General features: G+C 66.1%; 26 protein-coding genes. 19 read left to right on the forward strand and 7 right to left on the reverse strand.

Annotated elements, in window-relative coordinates; genetic code table 11:
- Window positions 1-92: 92 nt before the first annotated feature.
- Window positions 93-461, reverse strand: a complete 369-nt coding sequence (fliE, locus tag AC3XQU_RS20175) for a flagellar hook-basal body complex protein FliE (protein WP_489875988.1) — start codon at window positions 459-461, stop codon at window positions 93-95.
- A 172-nt stretch (window positions 462-633) separates the two neighbouring features.
- On the opposite strand from fliE, the gene fliF reads away from it, so the two are divergent.
- The 13 genes from fliF (at window position 634) to fliR (ending at window position 12,350) form a co-directional block, all read left to right on the forward strand.
- Window positions 634-2,319, forward strand: a complete 1,686-nt coding sequence (gene fliF / locus AC3XQU_RS20180) for a flagellar basal-body MS-ring/collar protein FliF (protein ID WP_489875949.1) — start codon at window positions 634-636, stop codon at window positions 2,317-2,319.
- Window positions 2,312-3,316 carry a flagellar motor switch protein FliG gene (gene fliG, locus AC3XQU_RS20185; RefSeq protein ID WP_489875950.1) on the forward strand — a complete coding sequence of 335 codons (1,005 nt, stop codon included), beginning with the start codon at window positions 2,312-2,314 and terminating at the stop codon, window positions 3,314-3,316. The genes fliF and fliG overlap by 8 nt, the downstream gene beginning before the upstream one ends.
- Window positions 3,316-4,044 (forward strand): flagellar assembly protein FliH, encoded by a 729-nt coding sequence (locus tag AC3XQU_RS20190; protein ID WP_489875951.1) that lies wholly within the window; start codon window positions 3,316-3,318, stop codon window positions 4,042-4,044. Before fliG ends, AC3XQU_RS20190 begins: the two co-directional genes overlap by 1 nt.
- A gap of 139 nt (window positions 4,045-4,183) precedes the next feature.
- Window positions 4,184-5,584: a flagellar protein export ATPase FliI gene (gene fliI, locus AC3XQU_RS20195; protein ID WP_489875952.1), complete on the forward strand. Its 1,401-nt coding sequence runs from the start codon at window positions 4,184-4,186 to the stop codon at window positions 5,582-5,584.
- Window positions 5,585-5,624: 40 nt separating this feature from the next.
- Window positions 5,625-6,068 (forward strand): flagellar export protein FliJ, encoded by a 444-nt coding sequence (fliJ, locus tag AC3XQU_RS20200; RefSeq protein ID WP_489875953.1) that lies wholly within the window; start codon window positions 5,625-5,627, stop codon window positions 6,066-6,068.
- 24 nt (window positions 6,069-6,092) lie between these two features.
- Window positions 6,093-7,403, forward strand: coding sequence for a flagellar hook-length control protein FliK (locus AC3XQU_RS20205; protein WP_489875954.1), 1,311 nt, complete (start codon window positions 6,093-6,095; stop codon window positions 7,401-7,403).
- Window positions 7,404-7,537: 134 nt separating this feature from the next.
- Window positions 7,538-8,059, forward strand: a complete 522-nt coding sequence (gene fliL, locus AC3XQU_RS20210) for a flagellar basal body-associated protein FliL (RefSeq protein WP_489875989.1) — start codon at window positions 7,538-7,540, stop codon at window positions 8,057-8,059.
- Between the two features lie 12 nt (window positions 8,060-8,071).
- Complete coding sequence (gene fliM / locus AC3XQU_RS20215) at window positions 8,072-9,055, forward strand: flagellar motor switch protein FliM (RefSeq protein ID WP_489875955.1); 984 nt, start codon at window positions 8,072-8,074, stop codon at window positions 9,053-9,055.
- Between the two features lie 90 nt (window positions 9,056-9,145).
- Complete coding sequence (gene fliN, locus AC3XQU_RS20220) at window positions 9,146-9,583, forward strand: flagellar motor switch protein FliN (RefSeq protein ID WP_489875956.1); 438 nt, start codon at window positions 9,146-9,148, stop codon at window positions 9,581-9,583.
- A gap of 152 nt (window positions 9,584-9,735) precedes the next feature.
- Window positions 9,736-10,485 carry a flagellar biosynthetic protein FliO gene (gene fliO / locus AC3XQU_RS20225; protein ID WP_489875957.1) on the forward strand — a complete coding sequence of 250 codons (750 nt, stop codon included), beginning with the start codon at window positions 9,736-9,738 and terminating at the stop codon, window positions 10,483-10,485.
- Window positions 10,475-11,224: a flagellar type III secretion system pore protein FliP gene (gene fliP, locus AC3XQU_RS20230; RefSeq protein ID WP_489875958.1), complete on the forward strand. Its 750-nt coding sequence runs from the start codon at window positions 10,475-10,477 to the stop codon at window positions 11,222-11,224. The genes fliO and fliP overlap by 11 nt, the downstream gene beginning before the upstream one ends.
- 9 nt (window positions 11,225-11,233) lie before the next feature.
- Window positions 11,234-11,503 (forward strand): flagellar biosynthesis protein FliQ, encoded by a 270-nt coding sequence (fliQ, locus tag AC3XQU_RS20235; protein WP_171082344.1) that lies wholly within the window; start codon window positions 11,234-11,236, stop codon window positions 11,501-11,503.
- 10 nt (window positions 11,504-11,513) lie between these two features.
- Window positions 11,514-12,350, forward strand: coding sequence for a flagellar biosynthetic protein FliR (fliR, locus tag AC3XQU_RS20240; protein WP_489875959.1), 837 nt, complete (start codon window positions 11,514-11,516; stop codon window positions 12,348-12,350).
- Between the two features lie 9 nt (window positions 12,351-12,359).
- Here the strand turns inward: fliR and AC3XQU_RS20245 are convergent, their stop codons facing one another.
- Entirely contained in the window at window positions 12,360-13,181 is an 822-nt protein-coding gene (locus tag AC3XQU_RS20245) for an alpha/beta fold hydrolase (RefSeq protein ID WP_489875960.1), read from the reverse strand.
- 259 nt (window positions 13,182-13,440) lie between these two features.
- Between AC3XQU_RS20245 and AC3XQU_RS20250 the strand changes: the two genes are divergently transcribed.
- The 3 genes from AC3XQU_RS20250 to AC3XQU_RS20260 all read left to right on the forward strand — a co-directional run bounded on the left by AC3XQU_RS20250 (window position 13,441) and on the right by AC3XQU_RS20260 (window position 15,284).
- On the forward strand, window positions 13,441-14,343 hold the full coding sequence (locus AC3XQU_RS20250; RefSeq protein ID WP_489875961.1) for an alpha/beta fold hydrolase: 903 nt from the start codon (window positions 13,441-13,443) through the stop codon (window positions 14,341-14,343).
- A 94-nt stretch (window positions 14,344-14,437) separates the two neighbouring features.
- The gene (locus AC3XQU_RS20255; protein ID WP_489875962.1) at window positions 14,438-14,971 is read left to right on the forward strand and encodes a DinB family protein; all 534 of its coding nucleotides are present in this window, start codon (window positions 14,438-14,440) and stop codon (window positions 14,969-14,971) included.
- 145 nt (window positions 14,972-15,116) lie between these two features.
- Window positions 15,117-15,284 carry a hypothetical protein gene (locus AC3XQU_RS20260; RefSeq protein ID WP_489875963.1) on the forward strand — a complete coding sequence of 56 codons (168 nt, stop codon included), beginning with the start codon at window positions 15,117-15,119 and terminating at the stop codon, window positions 15,282-15,284.
- 403 nt (window positions 15,285-15,687) lie between these two features.
- On the opposite strand, the gene AC3XQU_RS20265 is transcribed toward AC3XQU_RS20260, so the two are convergent.
- On the reverse strand, window positions 15,688-17,226 hold the full coding sequence (locus AC3XQU_RS20265; protein ID WP_489875964.1) for an Ig-like domain-containing protein: 1,539 nt from the start codon (window positions 17,224-17,226) through the stop codon (window positions 15,688-15,690).
- A gap of 261 nt (window positions 17,227-17,487) precedes the next feature.
- Here AC3XQU_RS20265 and udk point away from each other — a divergent pair, with 261 nt between their 5' ends.
- Window positions 17,488-18,129 carry a uridine kinase gene (gene udk / locus AC3XQU_RS20270; protein WP_489875965.1) on the forward strand — a complete coding sequence of 214 codons (642 nt, stop codon included), beginning with the start codon at window positions 17,488-17,490 and terminating at the stop codon, window positions 18,127-18,129.
- A 19-nt stretch (window positions 18,130-18,148) separates the two neighbouring features.
- Here udk and AC3XQU_RS20275 read toward each other — a convergent pair whose 3' ends face one another.
- Both AC3XQU_RS20275 and AC3XQU_RS20280 read right to left on the reverse strand, forming a co-directional pair.
- The gene (locus AC3XQU_RS20275) at window positions 18,149-18,829 is read right to left on the reverse strand and encodes a class I SAM-dependent methyltransferase (RefSeq protein WP_489875966.1); all 681 of its coding nucleotides are present in this window, start codon (window positions 18,827-18,829) and stop codon (window positions 18,149-18,151) included.
- Between the two features lie 11 nt (window positions 18,830-18,840).
- Window positions 18,841-19,731, reverse strand: a complete 891-nt coding sequence (locus tag AC3XQU_RS20280; RefSeq protein ID WP_489875967.1) for an NAD(P)/FAD-dependent oxidoreductase — start codon at window positions 19,729-19,731, stop codon at window positions 18,841-18,843.
- Between the two features lie 166 nt (window positions 19,732-19,897).
- Here AC3XQU_RS20280 and AC3XQU_RS20285 point away from each other — a divergent pair, with 166 nt between their 5' ends.
- Window positions 19,898-20,332 carry an Rrf2 family transcriptional regulator gene (locus AC3XQU_RS20285; RefSeq protein ID WP_489875968.1) on the forward strand — a complete coding sequence of 145 codons (435 nt, stop codon included), beginning with the start codon at window positions 19,898-19,900 and terminating at the stop codon, window positions 20,330-20,332.
- A 28-nt stretch (window positions 20,333-20,360) separates the two neighbouring features.
- On the opposite strand, the gene AC3XQU_RS20290 is transcribed toward AC3XQU_RS20285, so the two are convergent.
- The gene (locus AC3XQU_RS20290) at window positions 20,361-21,077 is read right to left on the reverse strand and encodes an NnrU family protein (RefSeq protein ID WP_489875969.1); all 717 of its coding nucleotides are present in this window, start codon (window positions 21,075-21,077) and stop codon (window positions 20,361-20,363) included.
- Between the two features lie 155 nt (window positions 21,078-21,232).
- Here AC3XQU_RS20290 and AC3XQU_RS20295 point away from each other — a divergent pair, with 155 nt between their 5' ends.
- A complete protein-coding gene (locus AC3XQU_RS20295; protein WP_489875970.1) occupies window positions 21,233-21,706 on the forward strand; it encodes a hypothetical protein in 474 nt (157 codons plus the stop codon).
- Window positions 21,707-21,810: 104 nt separating this feature from the next.
- On the opposite strand, the gene flgL is transcribed toward AC3XQU_RS20295, so the two are convergent.
- Window positions 21,811-23,040: a flagellar hook-associated protein FlgL gene (flgL, locus tag AC3XQU_RS20300; RefSeq protein WP_489875971.1), complete on the reverse strand. Its 1,230-nt coding sequence runs from the start codon at window positions 23,038-23,040 to the stop codon at window positions 21,811-21,813.
- Window positions 23,041-23,053 lie beyond the last annotated feature (13 nt).

A 23,053-nucleotide genomic window follows, 5' to 3' on the forward strand; every position in this document is an offset into this window, starting at 1 on the left:
AATTCCATGGTTTGCCAAACGCGCAGCCCCAACGAAAAACCGGCCATGCGGGCCGGTCTCGATGCGTTCCTGCTCGGCAGAACTTGTCTGCCTTACACCTGCATGTTCATGATGTCATGATAGGCTGACACGAGTTTGTTGCGTACTTGCACCGTACTCTGGAAAGCGATGCTCGATTTCTGCATGGCGATCATGGTGTCGGACAAACTCACGGTATCATCCCCCATCGCAAACCGCTGGCCGAGCTCGGATGCCTGTTTCTGGGTAGTGCTCACGCCTTCCAGCGTGGTCTTGAGCGCGTCGGCGAAGTCGAGCTTGGCAACGGCTGGGCTGGCGCCAGGCGCGCCCATGCCGACGGGTGCAACCGGGCCCGCTGCCGGCTTGGTTGCCGCAGCTTTCAGTTGCTCCATCATCGCCTGGATCCGGCTGGGGTCGATACCGCCGATGCCGCCAATACTCATCATGTTCTCCTGCAAATTAGCGTGACCGCTTTATTCAGGCTTCCAGAATATCAGTGTCCAGACAAGTTCCTCCTTCGAAGAAGCACGGGTTTCCACCCCTATTTCAGGGTTTGAATGTTGCCCTGCGGCTTCATAATGCGTCTAATCCCTCCATCCCGGACACCAACCCACCATGGCAGCAGTAGCAGACGACTTGATCGATACCCCGGCCGCAGGTCAACGCCAGGGATTTTTCCAGAGCACGATGGGGCGCCGCGTCGCCCTGGGCGGCGGCATCGCCCTGGTCCTTGCCATCATGATCGCGCTGTGGATGTGGAGCCAGGCCCCGGAGTACCGCGTGCTGTTCTCGAACTACAGCGACCGCGACGGCGGGGCCATCACCGCCTCGCTCGACCAGATGGGCGTGAAGTACAAGTTTTCCGAAGGCGGCAGCGCGATCCTCGTACCTAGCGAACAGATCCACGACCTGCGCCTGAAACTGGCGTCGCAAGGCCTGCCCAAGGGCGGCAACGTCGGCTTCGAGCTGATGGAGAACCAGAAGCTGGGCGTGTCCCAGTTCCTCGAACAGGTCAATTACCAGCGCTCGCTCGAAGGCGAACTGGCGCGCTCGATCCAGTCGCTCGGCTCGGTCAGCGCCGCGCGCGTGCACCTGGCGCTGCCGAAACCGTCCGTCTTCGTGCGCGACCAGCAAAAGCCGACCGCCTCCGTGCTGCTGAACCTGCAGCCGGGCCGCGCCCTCGATCCGGGCCAGGTCAGCGCCATCGTTCACCTGGTGGCGTCCAGCGTGCCGGAACTGACCGTCGGGAACGTCACCGTCGTCGACCAGACCGGCAATTTGCTGTCGGATACTTCGAACAAGGCGCCGGGCGCCAAGGGACTGGATGCAACCCAGCTCAAGTATGTCGACCAGGTACAGCAGAACATCATCAAGCAGGTCGAATCGATCATCGTGCCGCTGGTCGGCAAGGGCAATGTGCGCGCCGAAGCCACCGCCGAAGTCGACTTCGCCCAGGTCGATACGGCCGCCGAGATGTACAAGCCGAACTCGCCGCCGGAGCCGCAGGCCATCCGCAGCCAGCAAACGTCCGAGTCGAGCCAGCCGGGCCCCGGCGCCTCGGGTGTCCCGGGCGCGCTGTCGAACCAGCCGCCGGGCGTGGCCACCGCGCCGATCGACGGCCAGGCACCGGCAGGCGCAGCGCCGGCCGCCGGTGGCCCGACCCGCAAGGACGCCACCACCAATTACGAAGTCGACAAGACCATCCGCTACGAGCAGCGCCCGATGGGCGGCATCAAGCGCCTGACCGTGGGCGTGGTGGTGAACCACCGCCGTACCGTGGACCCGAAGACCGGCAAGATCATCGTGCGTCCGCTGGCCGCCGCCGAAGTGGCCCAGATCAACGAGCTGGTCAAGCAGGCGATGGGCTACTCGCAGGCCCGCGGCGATACGCTGAACGTGACCAACGCGCCGTTCGACGGCGTCGACCGCCCGGACGACACCATCGCGCAAATCGACTGGTGGCGCGACCCGGCCAACCTGCCGCTGGCCAAGGAAATCGGCAAATACCTGCTGCTGTTCGCCATCCTCGGCTTCCTGTATTACCGTATCCTGCTGCCGCTGATGCGCCCGGCGATCAAGAAGTTCGACGAGGCCGTGGCCCTGCCGCCGGAGCCGGAGCCGGAAAACCAGGATGAAGCCGAAGCCCTGGCCGAGGCGGTCGAGGAAGAGCTGGAAGAGCAGGAAGTGGAACGCCGCAACCAGGGTTACCGCGCCAATTTGGTCATGGCGCAGGAACTGGCTCGCAAGGATCCACGCATCGTGGCTAACGTCGTCAAAGCATGGTTGGGTACAAATGAGTGACAAGGATAAAGATGGCATCCAGCAGGCAGCGATCCTGATGCTGGCCCTGGGCGAAGCGGAAGCGGCCGAAGTGATGAAATTCCTGGGCCCGCGCGAAGTGCTCAAGCTCGGCGGCGCGATGGCGCAGATGAAGGCCGTGCAGCATGGCGAAGTGGTGAAAGTGCTGGAAGCCTTCGTCGAAGAAACCAACCTGCATTCGACCGTGGGCCTGGATTCGGACGAATACATCCGCCAGGTGCTCACGAAAGCCCTGGGCGACGACAAGGCCGCCGTGCTGCTCAACCGTATTTTGGGCGGCAAGGACGCCTCGGGCATCGAGAGCCTGAAGTGGATGGACTCGCCGTCGGTGGCCGAACTGATCCGCAACGAGCACCCGCAGATCATCGCCACCATCCTGGTCCACCTCGAGCGCGACCAGGCCTGCGAGATCCTGGCCAACTTCACCGAACGCCTGCGCAACGACGTGGTGCTGCGTATCGCCACGCTCGACGGCGTGCAGCCGGCCGCCCTGCGCGAGCTGAACGACGTGCTGACCAAGCTGTTGTCGGGTAACGAGAACATCAAGAAGTCCTCGCTGGGCGGCGTGCGCACCGCGGCCGAGATCCTGAACTTCATGAGCGGCGAGCAGGAATCGGCCGTCATGGACAACATCAAGAACTACGACAACGACATGGCGCAGAAGATCATGGACGAGATGTTCGTGTTCGACAACATCATCGACATCGACGACCGCGGCATCCAGCTGCTGCTGCGCGAAGTGCAGTCCGAGATGCTGATCATCGCCCTGAAAGGCGCCTCGCAAGACCTGCGCGAGAAGATCTTCAAGAACATGTCGCAGCGTGCCGGCGAGATGATGCGCGAAGACCTGGAGTCGAAAGGTCCCGTGCGCCTGTCGGAAGTCGAATCCCAGCAGAAGCAGATCCTGCAAATCGTGCGCCGCCTGGCGGACGAAGGCCAGATCGTGCTGGGCGGTAAGGGTGAGGATTCCTTCGTCTGATGATTCCAAAGGAACAGCAAAGCGCCTACCAGCGCTGGGAAATGACCTCCTTCGGCGACGAGCGCCCGAGCACGCTCGCGCGCCGCGCCGCGATGGCGCCGCCGGCCGCACCCAGCGCTCCCGCGGCGGGCGCCGACGCCGGCGAGATCGTGCACAACGTGCCGATGCCCACTGCCGAAGAACTCGAAGCCATCCGCGAGCAGGCGCGCGCCGAGGGCTATGCCGAGGGCCTGCAGGAAGGCCAGGCCGCGGGCCATGCCCAGGGCTATGCCGACGGCGCGGCCGCCGGCCAGTTGGAAGCCAGCGCCGAGCTGGAACACCTGCGCGCGATTGCCGCGACCTTCAGCGACGCCGTCGTGCAGGCCGACGAGACCATCGCCCACGACGTGCTGGAACTGGCGCTGCGCCTGGCGCGCGGCATGGTGCGCACGGCCTTCGACGTGCGTCCCGAACTGATCTTGCCGGTGGTGCAGGAAGCGATCGGCTACCTGCCGGTACTGGCCCAGCCGGCCGTGCTCACGCTCAACCCGCAGGACGCCGAGATCGTGCGCGACGCCATGGGCCAGGAGCTGATCAAGGGCGGCTGGCGCATCGCCGAGGACATCGGCATGGCGCGCGGCGGCTGCAGGGTGGATACGGCCAGCAACCAGATCGATGCCCAGGCTGCGGCGCGCTGGAACCGCCTGACCCATTCCTTGCAGTCCAATGTGGATTGGCTCGGCAATTGACATTATTCGAACACCGTAGGGTGGGCAAGTTTCTTGCCCAGGCGTTCAACCACCGCCGGCACAACCGCGACTCCATTCATGTCGGCGACCACCGCGTGGGCAGAATCTGCCCACCCTACGATTTTCGACAACTCTTCCGATGACGAATCAACCCACCGACCGCCACACCGCCCGCTGGAAATCGTTCTTGAAGGATTGCGATTCCCTGGTCGGCTTCGCCGAACCGATGCAGGTGTCCGGGCGCATCACGCGCGTGGCCGGCCTGGTGATGGAATGCGTCGGCCTGAAGCTGGCCGTGGGCAGCGCCTGCACCATCCCGATGCCCAACGGCACCCGGATCGAGGCGGAAGTGGTCGGTTTCGAAGGCGAGCGCCTGTTCCTGATGCCGCAGAGCGACGTCGAAGGCGTGGTGCCGGGCGCACGCGTGTTCCCGGTCGAATCCGCCCTGCCGAAGCCCGGCAGCGTGCAGCACCCGCGCCGCCGCCCGAGCGACCGCACGCGCCACCTGCCGGTGGGCATGCAGCTGCTGGGCCGCGTGGTCGACGGCGCCGGCCGCCCGCTCGACGGCAAGGGGCCGCTGTCCACAGACGAAGTGGGCCCGCTCAACGCCCGTCCGATCAATCCGCTCGACCGTGCACCGATCAGCGAGACCCTGGACGTGGGCGTACGCGCGATCAACGCCATGCTGACGGTGGGCCGCGGCCAGCGCCTGGGCCTGTTCGCCGGTACCGGCGTCGGTAAATCGGTCTTGCTGGGGATGATCGCGCGCTACACGACCGCCGACGTGATCGTGGTCGGCCTGATCGGCGAACGGGGCCGCGAAGTAAAGGAATTCATCGAGCAGATCCTGGGGCCGGAAGGGCGCGCCCGCTCGGCGGTCGTGGCCGCGCCGGCCGACTCCCCTCCCCTGCTGCGCCTGCAGGGCGCAGCTTACGCCACCGCCATTGCCGAGCACTTCCGAGACCAGGGCAAGAGTGTCTTGTTGATCATGGATTCGCTGACCCGCTACGCGATGGCCCAGCGCGAGATCGCGCTGGCGATCGGCGAGCCGCCGGCCACCAAGGGCTATCCGCCCTCGGTGTTCGCCAAGCTGCCGGTGCTGGTGGAGCGCGCCGGCAACGGACTCGAGGGTGGCGGCTCGATCACGGCGTTTTATACCGTGCTGTCCGAGGGCGACGACCAGCAGGACCCGATCGCCGACGCCGCGCGCGGTATCCTGGACGGCCACATCGTGCTCAACCGCCACCTGGCCGAGGCCGGCCACTATCCCGCGATCGACATCGAGCAATCGATCTCGCGCGCCATGCACGGCATCACCACCCACGAGCACCAGCTGGCGGCGCGCAAGCTCAAGCAGCTGTACTCGCGTTTCCAGCGCTCGCGCGACCTGATCGCCGTTGGCGCCTACGCCGCCGGCAGCGACCCGGTGCTGGACCAGGCGATCGCCAAGAACGAGCAGATCGAACATTTCCTGTGCCAGGAGATCCACGACAACGCCAACATGCTGGAGAGCTTGGGGCAATTAACCTCTCTGTTCTAGCGATGAAAGGATGCTTGGCGGCATTATAGTGTGACCTATTATGGCCAATGCATCCGCCCTCGACACCCTGATCGACCTTGCGCAGCGCGATTCCGACGCGATTGCCAAGCGCCTGGGCGCAGCCCTGAAGGCGGTCGAGGAAGGCGAGCAGAAGCTGGTGATGCTGGACGGCTACCGCGACGAATACGTGCGCAAGCTCGATGCGGCGCAAATGGCCGGCATCACCCCGTTCTCGTACCAGAATTTCGTTGCCTTCATCGGCAAGCTGGACAACGCGATCATCGGCCAGCGCGAAGTCATCAAGCATGCGCAGTACAAGGCGGACATGGAAAAGAAAGCCTGGCAGGAAAGCGAGCGCAAGCGCCTTTCCTACCGCACCCTGAACGAGCGCGCCGCCGCCGAAGCACTGGCGATCGAGAACAAGCGCGACCAGAAACTGATGGACGACCACGCAGCCCGTGGCGCCCGCTACAAACAACGCTGACCAGGCTGACGAAGCCCACACGCCATGACGATGCAGACGACCACCCTCCCGTTCCAGGTTTCCGGCGCCAACGCGCTGGCCCAGCCGCAGCGCAATGCCGCTGCGGGCGTGCAGGCGCCGGGCGCCGGCCAGTTCGGCGCCACGCTGTCACGCGAAATCGCCCAGCGCCAGCAGGCGCCCGGCAAGATCACCGGCGCACCAATGCCCGCGCCCGGCCCAACCTCGGCGAACAAACCCGCTGCCGCGGCCAGGCAGCAGGCGGCCGACAAGCCCGCCGCGCCAGGCCCGAAAGTGGCCGCGCGCGAACCGGCGAAAGCGAACGAGGCGGCAAGCGAGGCGCCGGCAACTGCCCAGGCGGATACTGCCGCCAAAGCCGGCGCCACGGAAGACGCCGCAGCAGCTGCCGAATCGGCCAGCGCCGCGGCCCTTGCCGCCGCCGAAGCGGCCGCCAGCCCGGTCACCGACATGCTCGCCTTCATGGCCAGCCTGGCCCAGCCGGTGGCCGTTGCCGCACCGGTGGTCGCCGAAGCCGCCAACGCTGCCGCGACCGGCGCCGACGTGCAGCTCGCCGCGCTCCAGTCCGCCTTTGCGAAACTCGACACGGCCGACAGCCTTGTGACCACGACCGATCCGGCCCTGGCCACCGCGACCGAGGGCGAGACCGGCTTCTCGCTGGCCACCGGCGTGCAGCCGTCGACCCAGGAAACCGCCGACCTGCGCACGCTGCAGCAGACCGCGCAAGCCGCCGTGCAGGGCGAGCCGAAGGCCCTGGCGGGCGGGCGCGAAGCGGTGGCTGAGGCGGCCCCCGTGGTCGAGGCCCCGGCACCGGCCCAGCTGCAGGCCCAGGCCGCCAAGCTCGAGGCCCTGGCCCCGGCTGCCGTGCCGACCGACCGCATCCCGGCGCGCGTGGGCACCCCGGCCTGGGACAACCAGGTCAGCCAGCGCATCGTCTACATGGTGGGCAAGGAGCAGGCTGCGACACTGACGCTCAATCCGCCGGACCTCGGCCCGGTGCAGGTGGTGCTGAACGTGGGTAACGAGGGCGCCAGCATCGCCTTCTCCTCGAGCGAGCTGGAAGTGCGCCAGGCCCTGGAAAACGCCCTTCCCCGCCTGCGCGAGATGATGAGCGAGAGCGGCATCGCGCTGGGTAATGCGACGGTCGATGCCGGCACGCAGGAGCAGCGCCAGGCGCAGGACGGCGAGCGCCGCAACGGTAATGCTGGCGGCCGCGCAGGCCTGGATGCCGGCGGCAGCGTGCTGGCCGCCGAAGACAGCCGTCCGGCCACGCGCACGGTGATCCTGGGCGACAACGGCATGGTCGATACTTTCGCGTAAGCATAGATCGTTGGGATTGCCACCCGTTCGCCCCTCTTTTCGGGGCTTGCCGGTCTACCCTTTCCACCGATAATGCCATAATGACGCACCCATTCTCTAGGCAGTAACGAGGCATCTTGAAAGCGAATCCGAAAATGAAGGCCGACCCGAAAGCAGACGCAGCCGTAGTAGTCCCGGCCGGCTCCAAGAAGAAGCTGATCATCATCGTCGCGGCCGCCGTGCTGCTGCTCGGCGGCGGCGGCGCCGCGGGCTGGTATTTCATGAACGCGGGCGGCGAGGAAGCGGCCAGCGCGGAGACGGCCAAGGACGGCAAGAAGAAGAAAAAGAAAGAAGCCGGCGTCAAGCCCGAATACGTGCCGGTCGAGCAGTTCACCGTCAACCTGCAGCCGGAAAACGGCGAGCAGTACCTGCAGGTGCAGTTCACCCTGCAGGTCGAGGGCGCCGAACAGGGCACCCTGATCAAGGACAACATGGCGATCGTGCGTAACCGCGTGCTGCTGCTCCTGTCGGGCAAGAAGGCGTCGGAAATCAGCACGGTCGAGGGCAAGCAGCAGCTCGCCGCCGAGATCCAGGCCATCATCCGCGAGCCCTTCGAGAAAGAAGGCGACGAGCAGGAAGTAACGGACGTACTATTTACCTCATTCATCATCCAGTAAGCCAGACGCACCATGGCCGATAATTTCCTCTCCCAGGAAGAAGTCGATGCCCTCCTCAAGGGGGTCAACGGCGACCAGGACGACATTGCCGCGCCTGAAGACACCTCGGGGGTACGCACCTATAACCTGGCGACGCAGGAGCGGATCGTCCGCGGCCGCATGCCGACGCTCGAGATCATCAACGAGCGTTTCGCCAGGTATCTGCGGGTGGGCCTGTTCAACTTCCTGCGCCGCAGCGCCGAGGTGTCGGTCGGCTCGGTGCGGGTCTCGAAGTACAGCGAGTTCATCCGCAACCTGGTGGTGCCGACCAACCTGAACCTGATCCACATGAAGCCGCTGCGCGGCACGGCCCTGATGGTGTTCGACCCGGGCCTCGTGTTCCTGCTGGTGGACAACCTGTTCGGCGGCGACGGCCGCTTCCACACGCGCGTGGAAGGCCGCGACTTTACCCAGACCGAGCAGCGCATCATCCTGCGCATCCTGGACATCGTGTTCGAGGCCTACGGCAAGTCGTGGGAACCGGTGTATCCGGTCGAGTTCGAGTACATCCGCTCCGAGATGAACACGCAGTTCGCCAACATCGCGACCCCGAACGAGGTCGTGGTGTCCTGCACGTTTACCGTCGAGCTCGGTTCAGTGTCGGGCCAGATCCACTTCTGCATGCCCTACTCGATGATCGAGCCGATCCGCGATGCGCTGACCTCCAGCCTGCAGGGCGAGGCGCTGGAAGTGGACAAGCGCTGGGTGCGCCTGATGACCCAGCAGATCCAGGTCGCCGAAGTCGAACTGGTGGCGGTGCTGGGCGAAGGCCGCGCCAATTTCGACGAGATCCTCAACATGAAGATCGGCGACGTCATTCCGATCACGGTGCCCGAGACCCTGCAGGCCACGGTGGACGGCGTGCCGGTCATGGACTGTACCTACGGCGTCTTCAACGGCCAGTACGCACTGAAGATCGAGCGACTGCTGGCCAACAGCGACAGCTTCAACAAGTAATACTCAGATAGCGCAGTCATCAATATTGGCCGCGATTAATAGCAACAGGTAATGAATAGGGCCGGCAGCTGCCGGCGACAGGAGAGCAAGATGTCTGATACCCAGGACGACCAGGGCGGTCTCGACGACGATTGGGGCGCGGCGATTGCCGAGCAGGCCGCGGCCGAAGCCGCGGCGCTCGAGCGCCAGCAGCAGGCCGCAGCGGCCGCCCCGACCGCCGCCGTGTTCAAGGATTTCTCGAACAAGGGCACGCGCAACGAAACGCCGAACGACATCGACTTCATCCTCGACATCCCGGTGCAGCTGACCGTGGAGCTGGGCCGCACCAAGATCGCGATCAAGAACCTGCTGCAGCTGGCCCAGGGCTCCGTGGTCGAGCTCGACGGCCTGGCCGGCGAGCCGATGGACGTGCTGGTCAACGGCTGCCTGATCGCCCAGGGCGAGGTCGTCGTCGTGAACGACAAGTTCGGTATCCGCCTGACTGATATCATTACGCCGTCGGAACGGATCAGAAAACTGAATAAATGACCTCGCGCAACGTCGGCAATCGTAATCCCGTAGGGTGGGCGGGTCTTCCGCCCACGCGTTCAAGCGACGGTGAAGTCATCACAGATGTTCGTCCGTGCCAAGGCCGGTTGAACGCGTGGGCAGCCAAGCTGCCCACCCTACGGATTGCGGCAGTGCTGCTGTTGTCGCCCTTGCCGGCGTGCGCGGCACCCGTCGTTGCCGACCAGGCGCCGACGGCCCAGCAGCAAGTGGCCGCGCCTGCGACGCCGCAGGCAGCGCCTCGCACCGAGCCCGCAGCCACTGCCCCGATTCCCGTCACGCCTCCCGCCTCGGTAGAAACCCAGCCCCTGCCCAAAGGCGCCACCACGGCCGGCCGCCCGGCCACCCTGGCGCGCCCCGCCCCCTCCGGCCCGATCTCCACGCCCGTGCAAGGCCCGGGCCCGGATGCCGTCGTCACCGAGACCGCGCCGGCGCCCGCTGCCGAAACACCTGCCACCACCACCGCCCCCGCCACAACACCGGCGCCTGGCCAGCGTCCGCCGCAAGTGATCATGCCCGGCTCGGCCACGCCCGGCGCCGGCAGCCTGCTGCAGACCATCCTGGCCCTGGTGCTGGTGCTCGGGCTGCTGCTGGGCCTGGCCTGGATGCTCAAGCGCTTCGGTCCGCGCGCCATGGGCGCCAGCGCCAACCTCAAGCTGGTGGGCGCCCTGAATATCGGCGGGCGCGAACGGATCATGGTGGTCGAGGTCGGCGACCAGTGGATCGTCGTCGGCGCCTCGCCCGGCCGCGTGAATGCCCTGGCCACCATGCCGCGCCAGGAGGGCGCGCAGGGACAGGACGCCCAGCTCGCGCAGCACGCCACGCCCGCCGCCAGTTTCGGCGACTGGCTCAAGAACACGATCGACAAACGTAATGCGAAATAAACGACTCCTGCTGTGGGTGGGACTGGCGGGACTGGCATTGCTGCCGCTCGCCGCCCTCGCCCAGCCCGGCATCCCGGCCTTCACCTCGCGTCCCGCCCCCGGCGGCGGCACCGCCTTCTCGCTGCCGGTCCAGACGCTGATCCTGATGACGGCGCTGACCTTCCTGCCGGCCGCGCTCCTGATGATGACCGCCTTCACCCGCATCATCATCGTATTGTCGCTGCTGCGCCAGGCGCTCGGCACCCAGACCGCGCCGCCGAACCAGGTGATGGTGGGCCTGGCGCTGTTCCTGACCTTCTTCGTGATGGGGCCGACGTTTGACCGCATCTACACCGAGGCGTACCTGCCGCTGCAGGAAAACCGGATGGAGATGAGCCAGGCGCTGGACCGCGGCGTGGTGCCGCTCAAGGAATTCATGATCAAGCAGACGCGCCAGTCCGACCTGGCCCTGTTCGTGAAGATCTCGCGCTCGCCCGCCCTGCAGGGGCCCGAGGACATCCCGCTGCGCGTGCTGATCCCGGCCTTCGTCACGAGCGAGCTGAAAACCGCCTTCCAGATCGGCTTCGCCATCTTCATACCGTTCCTCATCATCGACATGGTGGTGGCCTCGGTGCTGATGGCGATGGGTATGATGATGATGTCGCCGGCCGTGATCTCGCTGCCCTTCAAGCTGATGCTGTTCGTGCTGGTCGATGGCTGGCAACTGCTGCTGGGTTCACTGTCCCAGAGCTTCTACTAGGAGGCCCGCATGACACCCGAAACCGTCATGACGATGGGCCGCAACGCAATGGAAGTGACCCTGATGGTCTCGGCCCCGCTGCTGCTGGTGGCCCTGATCATCGGCCTGATCATCAGCATCTTCCAGGCCGCCACCCAGATCAACGAGGCCACGCTCTCCTTCATCCCGAAACTGGTCGGCATCTTCGTCGCCCTGGTGGTGGCCGGCCCCTGGATGCTGTCGGTGATGCTGGACTACATGCGCCAGGTCTTCACCGGCATCCCCGGCATGATCGGCTGAGAAGGCTGCGATGCTGAGCCTGACCACGGGCGAGATGAATGCCTGGATCGCGGGCCTGATCTGGCCGCTCACGCGCATCCTCGGCCTGGTCGCTTCCGCGCCCCTGTTCGGCAATGCCGGCGTGCCGGTATCGATCAAGGTCGCGCTGGGCGTGCTGCTGGCCAGCGTCATCGCCCCCACCGTGGGCGACATCCCGGCCGTCGACCCGGGCTCCTGGGCCGGCATCCTGATCCTGGTAAAAGAGCTGCTGATCGGCGTTGCCATGGGCTTCGCGATGCGCATCGTGTTCGCCGCGATCGAGTACGCGGGCGAAGTGGCCAGCATGACCATGGGCCTGGGCTTTGCCATGTTCTTCGACCCCAACTCGCGCGGGCGCTCGTCGGCAGTCGGCCAGTTCCTGGCGCTGGTGGCGACCATGGCCTTCCTGGCCGTGAACGCCCACCTGGTGCTGCTGGCGGCGCTGGCCGAAAGTTTCGTGACGCTGCCGATCTCCAGCACCCCGTTCTCGGGCAACGCGCCGCTGGAACTGGCGCGCTGGGGCGGCCGCATTTTCTCCAGCGGCCTGCAGCTGTCGCTGCCGATCGTCGCCGCCCTGCTCATCACCAACGTCGCCTTGGGCATCCTCACGCGCGCCGCGCCGCAGCTGAACATCTTCGGTATCGGCTTCCCGGTCACGCTGGGCGTGGGCTTCCTGACCCTGAGCCTGACCCTGCCCTACCTGGGCATGCCGATCGTGAACCTGTTCAACCAGGGCATCGAAGCCGGACGCGCGGTGCCGCGTGCCGGGGCGCAGCGGCCGGCGCAGCCGGTGGCGGCGCCGGTGGCCGCCGTTCCCGCTCCCGGCTGACGCAGCCCTTCAGCGCCCGGCCACGGCCTGCGCGCCGCCGGCCGCGATCACCTGCAGGATCGCCGCCTTCACGACGTCCGGAGAGCTCAAGGCCATCTGGTGGCTGGAATCGGCCACGATGGTCTTCGCATTCGGGTACAGCGCGCGCACCTGCTTGCGCGTGTCCTCGTCCATCCGGAAGGCGCCGAAATCGACCGGGATCGCCGTCGCAGAAGTGGGCTGGTTGACCAGGCGGACGATCGGCTTGCCGTCGATGCTCGCCATGCGCAGCACCATCTCGCCGGTCTCGTCGATCTGCTCGATTTCGCGCCACACCGAGCGCGAAAAGCCCAGCTGCCCAGCCAGGCGCGACCACATCGGAAACTCCGCGACCGGCTTGACCATGCGCGGATACAGCGCATCGACCAGTACCAGGCCTTTGACTTCTTCCGGATAGGCGCGCGCGAACAGCTGCATGTACAGGCCGCCCAGCGAATGGCCCACCAGCACATAGGGCGGACCCAGGCCCTTGTGGCGCAGCACCGCGCGCAGCTCCTCGACGATCGTGCGGCCGTCGCGCGCCGTCGCGGCAACCGCGCTGTTGCCATAGCCGGGGCGGTTGTAGGCAAACACGGTGGCCTCCCGCCCGACCAGTTCCGGCACCGTGCCCCACTTCTCGATCGTATTGCGCGAGCCGCCTTCGAACACGACCACGTCCTTCGATGTGGGATGGCGGATCATCAAGGATTCGACCTGGCGCCCGTCGATGGTGTCGACGACCGGCGCCGGCGCGGCGGCAGCGCCAAGCAAGGGAAAGCAGAGGGCGGACAGGGTCAGGACAGGTTTGAACACGGGCGTCTCCATGATGAAAACGCCAGCATCGCGCCAAGCCTGCCCAGGTGCAGCAGCTTTGCGACAGACCGGCGCCGCCTGCGACGAACTGCAGTTTGCTGGCGGATGCATTGATGGGAAAGGCAATGACGGGCGGTGACAATATGCGAAAATTGCCACTTCAATAGCCAATATACTGGCCGGTGACTGGTAGCAGACCGGCTTGTGATCCGGACCCCGTGCGCCGCCCGCGCCCATGACAAATCGAACAGGAGACAGGATGAATTCAACGAAGATGTCGCGTCGCAGCTTTGCCGCATGCGCAGTAGCCGTGCTGGCAGCATTCCCCCTCACCAGCGCGCTGGCCGCGCCCTTCTCCTCCGAACGGATTACCGTGCGGACCGAAGGCAGCGGACCGGACGTGGTCTTGATCCCCGGCCTGAATTCGTCGCCGCGCGTGTGGGCCTCGACCGTCGAGAAGCTCCCCGGCTACCGCTACCATCTGGTCCAGGTGTCCGGCTTCGCCGGCCAACCGGCCGCCGGCAACAAGGAAGGCACGGTGGCCGCGCCAGTGGCCGACGAGATCGCGCGCTACATCGGCGAGGCAAACCTGAAGCAGCCGGCAGTCATCGGCCACTCGATGGGCGGCACCATCGGCATGATGCTGGCAAGCCGCCACCCACAGCGCCTGTCGCGCCTGATGGTGGTCGACATGTACCCCTTCCTCGGCACCTTCTTCGCCGGCCCGGGCGCGAGCGCGAGCCAGGTGGAAGCGGTCGCCGACCGCATCGGCGCCGGCATTCGCGCGGCAACGCCGGAGCAGCGGACCAAGAACACCAACGACACCATCGCCGGCATGGTCAATACCGAGGCGATGCGCCCGGTCGCGATCAAGGATTCCACGGCCAGCGACCCGGACGTGAGCAGCCGCGCCTACCGTGAACTGATCGTCACCAACCTGATTCCCGAACTGTCGAAGATCACCGTGCCGGTCACGGTGCTGTACGTCCAGCCCAAGACCGTGCCGCTCGCGCCGGAACAGTTCGACGCTGTCTACAAGGGCGCCTATGCGCCGATCAAGCAGCTGACCCTCAAGCGCATTCCCGACAGCGCCCACTTCATCATGTGGGACCAGCCGCAGCGCTTCCAGTCGGAAGTGGCGGCCTTCCTGTCGGCGCGCTGAGCGGCGCGGCCTGAAATCCCGATCCTTGTGCCGCCATCGTCCTGCCTGGCCGGACGATGGCGGCATGCCCATTTCGACAGTCTGAACAAACCGAATGCCCACGCGCGACGATATCGTTTTACTAGCGGCCTATAACGCGTCGATGAACGCCAAGCTGTATGCCGCTGCCGCCCTGCTGCCGCAGGACGCGCTGCACGCCGACCGCGGCGCCTTCTTCGGTTCCGTCATGGGCACGCTGAACCATATCGTCGCCGGGGACACCATCTGGCTGCGCCGGTTCAGGGGCCATCGATCAGGTTTTGCCGCGTTGGACGCGATGGCGGACATGCCGGTTCCGGCTGGTCTTGCGCATTCCTTCAGCGAGGAGCTGGCTGCGCTGCTGGCGCTGCGGGTGCGGCTCGATGCGATCATCACGGCACTGGCGGCAGAAGTCACCGACGACGACCTGGCACAGGCGTTGTCGTACACGAATTCGCGCGGCGAATTCCGAAAGAATGTTGGAAGCCTGCTGCTCCACCTGTTCAACCACCAGACGCATCACCGGGGCCAGGCAAGCACGCTGCTGTCGCAATCGGGCATCGATATCGGCGTGACTGACCTGCTTGAGTGGATACCCGAGCAAACTTAAGCAGGTCGGCCTAACCCAAGCAGCGCAAGAAAGCGCTGGTACCAAGGCGGCGCACTCCTGAGATACGCAGGCCGAATACGATTTCTGATTAAGCTCATCAAGGCTGGGCAATGACCAAATATCTCATCTCCTTCCCTGCAGTGCAATGGTGGTCGCCGACGAGGATATGGCAGCGGTCAGCGAGGCGTCGCGTGCCGTGATCAGGAAAGCAAAGGCCGCTGGGGCGTATGTTTTCGCCGGCGGCATCAATAGCGAAGTCGATCCGCTGATGGTGTCGGCTGACGGACACTGCGCGAACAAGACTTACCGATAAACGAGAGAGCTGGATGGCGGTTTCTGTGTGCTCGAGCTGCCATCCAGGGAGGATGCTCTTCATTGGGCCGCGAAATTGGCTGCCGCCTGCCGTTGTGCACAGGAGCTTAGCGAGTTCTACTTCGACCCCGAGAGTTAAGTAGGCTTGCTCTGCATTCGGCTTGAGGCGGCCCAGCGTGATTGATTGCAGCGCGACGTCTGCAAATCGATCAAAACCGAATTGAACGGTCGAGGCTCGCAGCCAGGCATGCTTGCGTACGCGGCCTGGCCGAAGGGGCGTTTAGCGAGGGGAGTTCGCTCGTCTGATACCCCTCGAGACCGAGAATCCTGGAAACGACGAAGACTGGGCAGCATGACCGCCGCAGGAGCTGGCAGGTAAGCACCCGCCAGCTCCTGCAACGCGATTATTTCGTGACCTGCACCGACGTGCTCGACACATTACCCGCCGCATCCCTCGCCACCGCCTTGACCGTATGCGTGCCCTTGGCGATCTTCTGCGTGTTCCACTTGTAGCTCAGGCTCGCACCGTTGTTGCTCGCCACCAGCGCGCCGTCGATATACAGCTGGTTGATGATGCCGGCAGCGCCGCTGTTGTCGGCCGACTGCACCATCACCGTCACCGTGCCGCTGATGCGGCCACCGACAGGACTCGTGATCTGCACCGTCGGCGCCGTGACGTCCGTGGTTGGCGCAGGCGCCGGCGCGGGTGCAGGCGCCGGCTGCGTCACGACCGTCGCCGCCTCGTAGGCGCCGATATCGAGCGCGCCGCTCACCGCGCGAACGTCGCTGGCCGCGCGGTGCTTGTACTGGGCGACCGGCGCCAGCGACAGGCCGGTGACGGACACGCCAGGATTGGCGCCGGCGTCGAGCATCGGCGAGCCGGCGGCGGGACGCAGGTCGTAGTTGGCGCGGTCCACAAAGGCCGGCGCCAGCGAGCGGTAGTTGTTGCGGTCGAGTGCGGCCGCTTGCGTGCTCAGGGTGCCCACGCCCGCGACGATGTTGTTCTGGATGAGGGCCGGGGTCGTGACGCCGCTGCCGATGAAGACGAAGGTGCCGCGCGAGCTGTCGTCGTTGAGGAAGGTGTTGTTGACGACGTACAGGTTCTGGCCTGGATTGGTGGCGCCCTCTTCGCCGAAGGTCAGCATGCCCGGGTTCTGGTTCGACGCGGGCTGCTGGATCACGTTGCCGATCACGTAGGCGGTACCGGCGTTGGGCAGGTTCACCTCGTAGCTCGGCTGCCCGCTGGCGGTGGTGTTGGCGTGCCCTGCCGGCGTGCTCGAGAACCGGTTGTAGACGATCGTGTTGGTCTGCGCGCGCGACTTCAGGTTGTGGCCGATATTGGCGTCGTGCGAGTAGTTGTAGCGGAAGGTCAGGCTGCGCACGTTGCCGATATACAGGTTGTGCGAATAGCCGTCGCCGTGGCCGTTGAAGCCGAATTCCGAGCGCTCGACCAGGATGTCCGACGCGGTGTTCGCGTTCGACAGGATGCCGTTCTCGTTATCGTGCAGGAAGCTCGAGCGCAGCGTGAAGCCGGTGCCTTCCAGGCGCAGCGCGGCGCCGTTGCGGTCCGGCACACGGGCGCCGAACATCTCGACGTTCTCGACCGTGATGCCGTTACCGACCACCACCCAGGTGCCCTTGCCCATGGCATTGGCGCCGCCGGCATCGATCTTCGGCCGGCCATTGACACCGCGGATCACCAGGTTGTGCGCGTAGATGCCGCAGACATCGCCCACATAGGCGGTCGCGGCATCGATCTCGACGATGTCGCCGGCGGCAGCGGCGGCGAAGGCCTTGCAGGGCGTGGCAAAGGTCTTGCCGGCGCCCACCGACAGCGTCGCTGCATAGGCAGGGCTCGCGGCGGCAGAGCACAACAACACGGCGGCGGTCATCGCGGTGCGCGACAGTGGCGAGGAAATCAACATGCGGCGGATCGTGGACATGGCTACTCCTGAACTCAACAAGACAGAACAGGAATCTTCCCATGGGAAATTGATTTCCTACGGAAACATAAATCTTCCATAACGCCATAGGACGCGATGCGTTGGCCTCGCACAACAATTTGAACAGCAAGCCTTGGCTTGCCGTCAATCTTGCAAAATGTTGGTGTCGATATCCAAACGCCTGCTACGTCGTACGATTGCGACATCGTGGCGGGTAAGCCCACCCTGTCGCTCCGCCCGCCGCTCCGGTATCATTCGGGGATGAAAGAAATTCCTTTCCGTCCGTTTGTCATTGGTGTCGCCGGCGGCAGCGGCAGTGGCAAGTCAACGGTCTCCCAGCAAGTGCTGGCGTCGTTCGGCGCCGATGTGGTGTCGGTCGTGATGCAGGACGACTACTACCGCGACCAGTCCGACCTTACCCCCGAAGTGCGCCGCCGCCAGAACTACGACCATCCGCAGGCCTTCGACTGGCCGCTGCTGGTGCAGCACGTCCAGGCCTTGTGCAACGGCGACGCGATCGAGATGCCCGAGTACGACTTCACGATCGACAACCGCTCCAACAAGACCATTCCGGTCAAGCCGGCGCCGGTCATCGTGATCGAAGGCCTGTTTGCGCTGTACGACGCGGACCTGCGCAACATGATGTCGCTGAAGATCTTCGTCGACACCGCCCCCGACGTGCGCTTCATCCGCCGCATGCAAAGGGATATCACGGAACGCGGCCGCTCGGTCGAGAGCATCGTCGGCCAGTACCTGGAAACGGTGCGCCCGATGCACAAGCAATTCATCGAGCCGACCAAGCGCCACGCCGATGTCATCCTCCCCCACGGCGCCAATGGCCCGGCGGTCGATGTCATCACGACCAAGGTCGCCAGCGTGATCGGCCAGCTCAAGCGCACCTGATCGCCTGCCCTTGGTGTGACTAGCCGGCGCTGGCCACCCAGCCCCGGAACGAGAAGGCTGCATAGAACAGCGCCACGTCTTCGAACCCCGCTTCGCGCAGCAGCGCTTCTTCCTCGTCCGGGGCGAGCAGCGACAGGCGCTGCGCCATCACCCTGGCGCTTTCGCTGGCGTGGGTCCAGTCCGGGCCGGCGCGATCGCCGAACGCGATCGAGCGCATCATCCAGCGCTGCGGGTCCGGCAAGGGGGCCGTATGGTGGGCCAGTATGAGCCGCCCTCCCGGCTTGAGGCGGCGGCGGATCTCGCGCAAGGCAGGCCCGCGCTGGTCCCTGTCGATGTGATGCAGCGTGAGCAGGCAGCTGGCGCCATCGAAGGGACCGTCCGGCGCCCGGTCGACCGTCCCCTCCAGCAAATCGATGCGGTCCGCGAACGGCGTTAAGGCCTGGCGCGCCAGCGACAGCATGGCCGGCGATGGATCGACACCGGTAAACCGCCATGCCGGCTGCGCCTCGGCCCAGGCCCGTGTTTCCATGCCGCCGCCGGCGCCGACCACCAGCATGTGGGCCGAGGCGCCCGCCTGCTCCTCCAGCAGGAGCAGCGCCATGCGATGCAGGTCCGCCAGTCCCGGCACCTTGCGCAGGGCATCCTCGGCATACGATGCGACGGCGCGCGGGTCGTTGTACGGAGAAGCCTGGCCGGACATCGGGGCCGTCCTCACAGAACCAGCGAGCGGTGGATGGCCAGCGCCGCCATCACGCCGTCGCTGGCGGCAAAGGTCACGGTGTGGCCGGCGCGGGTGATATCGCCAGCGGCCCAGACGCCGGCCACGCTGGTCGCCTTCATCTCGTCCACCGTCAGGATCGGTCCGAGCGGTCCGGCGTCGATGGCGCATCCGAGCCGTTCGGCCAGGTCGCTGTTGAAGCGGTTGGATGGACCGATGTAGAGCGCGTCGAGCTGCAGCTCGCGGCCGTCGCGCAGCTTGACCGCTTGCAGGCGCGTTCCTTCCCCCACCAGGCGCTCGACCGGCGTGGCCTCGAGCGTGACGCCGCGGCGCACCAGGTCCGCCAGTGCGGCCGGGTCGAGCGCGACGTCGTTCGTGAAGAAGGTCGTCGGCCCCCATTGCGGCGCCAGCATCGCCTGGTGCACCGACATCGGCGACATCGCCAGCACGCCGAGCCGCTGGTCGCTGAATTCATAGCCGTGGCAGTAAGGACAGTGGATCACCGACTTGCCCCAGCGTTCGGCCACGCCCGGAAGGTCGGGCAGGATGTCGTGGATGCCGAAGGCGAGCAGCAGCGTGGCGGCCGAGAGCGTGGCGCCGTCGGCCAGGGTGACGCGGAAGGCCTCGCCCTCGCGCACGGCGTCGACCGCTGCTACATCGATGAACTGCACGGTCGGATAGGCCGCGACCTGGGCGCGCATGGTGGCCAGCATGTCCAGCGGGTCCCGGCCGTCCTGGCCGAACAGGCCATGGGACGCGCTGGCGTAGCGGTTGCGCGGGCTGCCCGTGTCGAGCACGCAGACCGAGCGGCGCGCCCGCCCCAGGTAAAGGGCAGCCGACAGGCCGGCGAAGCTGCCGCCCACGATGATGGTGTCGTATCGCATTATAATTTCTCCTTGTCGCAAGACTGCGCAAAGGCGCCCCGCGGCAGGCGAAGCGCAATTCACATGAAGGACTTCATTTCATGTATCTTTGAATGATACGTAATCAGTCCTGGCATGTCAACGGCTGTCCGGCCAGCGCCGGACCACCCCACTCGAAAGCCATACGATGAACCGGGACACCCGACTCTCCGACGTACTCCACGTCCTGCTGCACATGGACCAGTGTGCCGAGCCGCAGACGTCCGAGCTGCTGGCGCAAGGCATGGGCACCAACCCTGCCGTCTTTCGGCGCACCATGGCGGGGCTGCGCGAGGCCGGCTTCGTCAGTTCGGGCAAGGGGCATGGCGGCGGCTGGCAGCTGGCGCGCCCCTTGAGCGAGATCACCTTCCTGGCCGTGTACGAGGCGCTCGGCCGCCCCAACCTGTTCGCGTTCGGCAACCGCAGCGATCATCCGGACTGCGTGGTGGAGAAGAATGTCAATGCTGTGATGGCGGCCACCATGGCGGAGGCCGACGCCCTGTTCCTGAAACGCTTCGGCGAGATCACGCTCGACGAGATCGCGCCGCGCCGTCCGGTGCCGGTCTCGGTGCACGCCGCCTGAGGACGGCTGGCGCGTTTCCTCTACCGCTTCACGCCAGCCAGCGCCAGACGCCGGCCGCCCACCCGGCCAGCGGAATGTGCGCCCAGGTGGCCAGCAGCCACACCACCACCCCGCCGCCCAGCGCATGCGCGCCGAAGCCGCCGAAGCGCGCCCTGCCCTGCGCGATCGCCTGGAACGGCCAGTAGCTGGTGCGCGCCTGCCAGGCGTGCCAGCCCTGCGGATCGAGGCCGGCCTTCTTGCGGTCCTGGAGCGCGGCGCCCACCAATGAGAGCACGATGATGGCGACGGCGACGATGATGTTCTTCGTTACCGGGTAGACCAGGATGTGCACGCATCCCCAGATGGCAAAGGCCCACATCATCGGATGGCGGGTAATGGCATACACGCCGCTTGCCTGCGCGCCGGCGGCATTGGTGGCGCCCGGCAGGGCCGGGTTGCGGATGAAGGAACCGAGCAGCATGATGGAAGCGGCCAGCATCAGTACGGTGCCCAGCGCCCACAGGCCGTCGCCCACGGCCCAGAACGGCGCGGTGACCGGCGCTTTCGGATAGGCCCAGGAGATCGACCACAGGGTAGCGAAGGCCAGCGCCGAATACAGCAGCAGGAAACCCTTCTCGCCCAGGGCGGCGACCAGGGGCCGGCGCAAGGGATGCGACAGCAGGAAATGCGAGCCCACGAAGGCTGCGGCGCACGCCAGCAGCACCACCGTCATGTCCATGTCCAGCCCTCCTTTGTTGTCATCCATGCAAACTATAGCAGACCTGGGAGAGCCTGCAGCCGCATCGCGCCGGCGGCCTTCTTCCGGCGTGGGTGGCGACACCCGTGCCGGGGCCGTGGTTAGAATTGACGAGTCGGCCTGCACCCGCAGGCTCCCGTCTCTCAGCGATAGGAATCACTACCATGCGTTTTCGCGACCTGCTCTCTTCCGCCCTGATCGGCGCCGTCGCCAGCGCGCGCTCCATGACCCCGATGGCCACCATTGCCGCGGCGCGCCTGTTTGGCCGCCGTACGCCGGGCGAGCTGTTCATCCTCGACCGTCCCCTGTTCAAGTACGGTGCGCTGGCGATGGGCCCCGGTGAACTCTACGGCGACAAGATGAAGTCGGCGCCCGACCGTACGGTCTTCCTGGGGCTGCTGGCGCGTGTCATGAGTGCCGGGATCGCCGGCGCGGCCCTGGCGCCACGCGGCCGCGAGCAGGCCGGTGCAGCCGTGGCGGTTGCAACCGCCGTGCCGCTGGCCTATTGCACGCTGGCCGTGCGCAAGCAGGCGATGGCGCGCATTGGCCAGACCAGAAGTGGCCTGATCGAAGATGCGCTCATCGTCGCCGCAGGGATCGCAGTGGTTGCGCTGGCCACGCGTCCGAAATACGCTTGATTCATTCACGGCGTGCCGGAACCGGTCCTGATCGACCGGTCGTTCCGCCCAAGCAAAAGAGCCGGCAACTGCCGGCTCTTTTGCTTGTCACGCCTGCTGAACGCTTACAGGTAGTTGAACAGCGACAGCCCCGACATCGTCTTGAACGACATCTGCGCCGCCTGCAGCGTCACCTGCTGCTGCGAGAAGTCGGAATAGGCCTTGACCAGGTCCAGGTCCTGCAGGTCCGACAGCGTGGCCGTGTACTGGATGTCGAGGTCGTCGCCGGCGCTGTCGAGGTAGTCGAGTTCCTTCATGTGCGCACCTACCGAGGCCTGCACGGTCAGGACGTTGTTGTGCGAGGACTTCAGGTTGTCCAGCGCGGTGTTGATCTGGTTGGCCAGCGCGGCCTTGCCGGTGGAGCCGTCGGCCGGGGCGCGCAGCGCCGTGATCAGGTTGGTCACGGTGGTGAACACCGACTGCTTCTCGCTCGGCTTGGCGCTGAAGTTGTCGCCGTCGGCCGGTTCGCCCTTGATGTCGAAACTCAGGCCGCCGAAAGTGATCGCCTTGCCCGCTTCGTAGGGCTGGGCGGTCATGCCCGGCACGGCGACGTCGGTGCCGGTGGTGGTGTCGACCACGCTGTAGGTGGTCACGGGCGGCGAACCGGCCACCGCGAAGGTGAGCTTGTAGTCGCGGCCCGCATTGGCCAGGTTGCGGTCGACCACCGAGCCGGACGAGATGATGGCCGCGCCCGTGTTGGCGGCGTTGGCCTGGGTCTGGAAGGTGCCGTTGCCGGTCGCGTTGTTCTCGAACACCGCGCTGCCCGAGGTCGACAGCGGCATGCGGCGCGAAGCGGCCACCTGCAGCTGGCGCTGGCCCTGGTCGCCCTGGTAGGCGGCGCCGCCCGGGGTTTCGGTGAAGGGCTGGGTGGTGGCCATGTAGCCGCTGAACAGGTAGCCGCCGGAGCCGTCGGTGCTGTTGGCCACGCCCAGCAAGTCTTGCAGGCGGCCTTCGAGCTCGGTCGCCAGCAGCTGGCGGTCGGCCGGCAGCATGGTGCCGTTGCCGGCGCTGACGGCCAGTTCCTGGATGTCCTGCAGCAGGTTGCCGGCGTTTTGCAGCGCGCCTTCCACGGTCGACAGCGACGAACGGGCGCTGGCGCGGTTGGTGGCGAACTGGCTGTTCATTTCCTTCGACTGGCTCACTTCGAGCGCGCGCGCCGACGCCACCGGGTCGTCGGACGGGGTCAGGATGCGGCGGTCGGTCGACAGCTGCATCTGCGTGCGCGCCAGGGCGCTCTGCAGCGAATTGAGCTGGGTGGTCGCGTTGCTGTAGATCGAAAGTGAACTGATGCGCATGGGTGCCTCGTGT

This window comes from Telluria sp. AZSoR62 (assembly GCF_058111565.1).

Bases quoted from the DNA above. Each gene is read 5' to 3' on its own strand.
- fliE (WP_489875988.1), bottom strand. From the start codon at position 461: ATGAGTATTGGCGGCATCGGCGGTATCGACCCCAGCCGGATCCAGGCG.
- fliF (WP_489875949.1), top strand. From the start codon at position 634: ATGGCAGCAGTAGCAGACGACTTGATCGATACCCCGGCCGCAGGTCAA.
- fliG (WP_489875950.1), top strand. From the start codon at position 2,312: ATGAGTGACAAGGATAAAGATGGCATCCAGCAGGCAGCGATCCTGATG.
- AC3XQU_RS20190 (WP_489875951.1), top strand. From the start codon at position 3,316: ATGATTCCAAAGGAACAGCAAAGCGCCTACCAGCGCTGGGAAATGACC.
- fliI (WP_489875952.1), top strand. From the start codon at position 4,184: ATGACGAATCAACCCACCGACCGCCACACCGCCCGCTGGAAATCGTTC.
- fliJ (WP_489875953.1), top strand. From the start codon at position 5,625: ATGGCCAATGCATCCGCCCTCGACACCCTGATCGACCTTGCGCAGCGC.
- AC3XQU_RS20205 (WP_489875954.1), top strand. From the start codon at position 6,093: ATGACGATGCAGACGACCACCCTCCCGTTCCAGGTTTCCGGCGCCAAC.
- fliL (WP_489875989.1), top strand. From the start codon at position 7,538: ATGAAGGCCGACCCGAAAGCAGACGCAGCCGTAGTAGTCCCGGCCGGC.
- fliM (WP_489875955.1), top strand. From the start codon at position 8,072: ATGGCCGATAATTTCCTCTCCCAGGAAGAAGTCGATGCCCTCCTCAAG.
- fliN (WP_489875956.1), top strand. From the start codon at position 9,146: ATGTCTGATACCCAGGACGACCAGGGCGGTCTCGACGACGATTGGGGC.
- fliP (WP_489875958.1), top strand. From the start codon at position 10,475: ATGCGAAATAAACGACTCCTGCTGTGGGTGGGACTGGCGGGACTGGCA.
- fliQ (WP_171082344.1), top strand. From the start codon at position 11,234: ATGACACCCGAAACCGTCATGACGATGGGCCGCAACGCAATGGAAGTG.
- fliR (WP_489875959.1), top strand. From the start codon at position 11,514: ATGCTGAGCCTGACCACGGGCGAGATGAATGCCTGGATCGCGGGCCTG.
- AC3XQU_RS20250 (WP_489875961.1), top strand. From the start codon at position 13,441: ATGAATTCAACGAAGATGTCGCGTCGCAGCTTTGCCGCATGCGCAGTA.
- AC3XQU_RS20255 (WP_489875962.1), top strand. From the start codon at position 14,438: ATGCCCACGCGCGACGATATCGTTTTACTAGCGGCCTATAACGCGTCG.
- AC3XQU_RS20260 (WP_489875963.1), top strand. From the start codon at position 15,117: ATGGTGGTCGCCGACGAGGATATGGCAGCGGTCAGCGAGGCGTCGCGT.
- AC3XQU_RS20265 (WP_489875964.1), bottom strand. From the start codon at position 17,226: ATGTCCACGATCCGCCGCATGTTGATTTCCTCGCCACTGTCGCGCACC.
- udk (WP_489875965.1), top strand. From the start codon at position 17,488: ATGAAAGAAATTCCTTTCCGTCCGTTTGTCATTGGTGTCGCCGGCGGC.
- AC3XQU_RS20275 (WP_489875966.1), bottom strand. From the start codon at position 18,829: ATGTCCGGCCAGGCTTCTCCGTACAACGACCCGCGCGCCGTCGCATCG.
- AC3XQU_RS20280 (WP_489875967.1), bottom strand. From the start codon at position 19,731: ATGCGATACGACACCATCATCGTGGGCGGCAGCTTCGCCGGCCTGTCG.
- AC3XQU_RS20285 (WP_489875968.1), top strand. From the start codon at position 19,898: ATGAACCGGGACACCCGACTCTCCGACGTACTCCACGTCCTGCTGCAC.
- AC3XQU_RS20290 (WP_489875969.1), bottom strand. From the start codon at position 21,077: ATGGATGACAACAAAGGAGGGCTGGACATGGACATGACGGTGGTGCTG.
- AC3XQU_RS20295 (WP_489875970.1), top strand. From the start codon at position 21,233: ATGCGTTTTCGCGACCTGCTCTCTTCCGCCCTGATCGGCGCCGTCGCC.
- flgL (WP_489875971.1), bottom strand. From the start codon at position 23,040: ATGCGCATCAGTTCACTTTCGATCTACAGCAACGCGACCACCCAGCTC.